We start from the raw sequence: 1,389 nt of genomic DNA on the forward strand, positions 1-1,389 counted from the left end.
CTGCCGGGGTGGCAGCTTTGCCGTGGAATCAGTGGCAGCTTTCGCGTGGAATGGGTGGCAGGCTTCGTCTGGAATCAGTGGCAACCTTGGCCTGGAATACGCACTCAGTATTTCGATGATAACCCGGCGCATCGCCCTTATCAGGCAGTGTGAGATCAGAAAAAAGTTCCCGCAGCAACCCGAAGGATTCGACCTGGCGCATCCACTTCGTCTGCTCGTTCAGGGTGAAGAACCAGTTCCTGCCAGGAGTATGTAATCGGGGCTTCATCGAGTAGGACACGGCTTTTAGGATGTCCTCCTTAAGCACTCCCCCCTGGCCAAGGAACCTTTGAGCCTTTACATGTGGTGCATAGGCAACCTGGAGAGCTTGCTGCCATTGCGATGACCATTGTTGCTCCGGTACGTAGTTAACTCCGCCGAACATCGACGGTCTGACCAAAAGCAGGCAATGGAAGTGTGGATGAGCAGTCGTCGGGTCACGGCCTCCGTCTTTTATCTCCGTGAATCTTACTGCCCCCAGAACGTTGCGGTTCCAGAAATCACGATTACCCATACGACGGAAAGCGTCATTCATCTGCTTCAGGGTTGCCCGTAGATCGTCGACGTGGCAGTTACGAACTGTAAGTGTCAGATAAACCCATTTGCCCTCGAGTACCTCGGGCTTCTGGTCCAGTAACCGATGAAACTTACTACGGTACCTTAGAGACTTCCTCCACTGACAAATTGGGCACTGGCGGTGTTTGCAATACCACGTGTTGACGATCGTTCCGTATGCATCGCCTGGATATGTTCGCAGTCGGCTGGCGCATTCTCTAATCCTGACAGCGTCTGGCAGAGTCTCTGTGGTTGATAGGCAGTGCTGGACAATACCTTCGGCAGAGGTTTTCAGTTGTTTCAGGTAGTCCAAGCTTGCGTCATTGGTCGCATGATTATTCATGAGGCGTTCCTTGTTTTGCTATTCGTGGTCGAGGTCTTGTTCTAGATTTATGACGAGTGCGCCCCTACATGCAGCTGTTCAGCGCTTGTTCGTCGAAATAATCAAGGCAAAATGGACTTTGCTTTAGGGGAGGAGGGGAATACCAGGTGTTGAGAAGTTGTCTATTAATTAAATATAAAGCAGGGGGTTTAGATGGCTGGTGCAGATCGGTCAGAGGTCGCTAGCCGGTAATCGCGTTCTTCGACGGCTGAAAGTATCCATTCATCAACTTCGGAATCTATCCAGCCAACGGATCTGCCGCCAAGCGGGATAGGCTTTGGAAAAGTGCCCGCGTCGACGTACTTATAAAGTAAGCGCTCCACCAACCCCATCTTAACGGTCTGACCGGAATTCGCCAGACTCCCAGCCTCTGACTGAAGGAGGCTGACCATGAACCATCAACTGACCTCGAC

At 52.0% G+C, this 1,389-nt stretch carries 2 protein-coding genes; both read right to left on the bottom strand.

From position 1 onward, the window contains the following. Positions 1-28: 28 nt before the first annotated feature. Complete coding sequence (locus ACFOZ5_RS13445) at positions 29-937, bottom strand: protein rep (RefSeq protein ID WP_379888149.1); 909 nt, start codon at positions 935-937, stop codon at positions 29-31. A gap of 188 nt (positions 938-1,125) precedes the next feature. After that, positions 1,126-1,308, bottom strand: coding sequence for a helix-turn-helix transcriptional regulator (locus ACFOZ5_RS13450; RefSeq protein WP_379888152.1), 183 nt, complete (start codon positions 1,306-1,308; stop codon positions 1,126-1,128). Positions 1,309-1,389: the final 81 nt, after the last annotated feature.

The sequence above is a fragment of the Marinobacter lacisalsi genome (genome assembly GCF_042651045.1).
GTDB lineage: Bacteria > Pseudomonadota > Gammaproteobacteria > Pseudomonadales > Oleiphilaceae > Marinobacter > Marinobacter lacisalsi.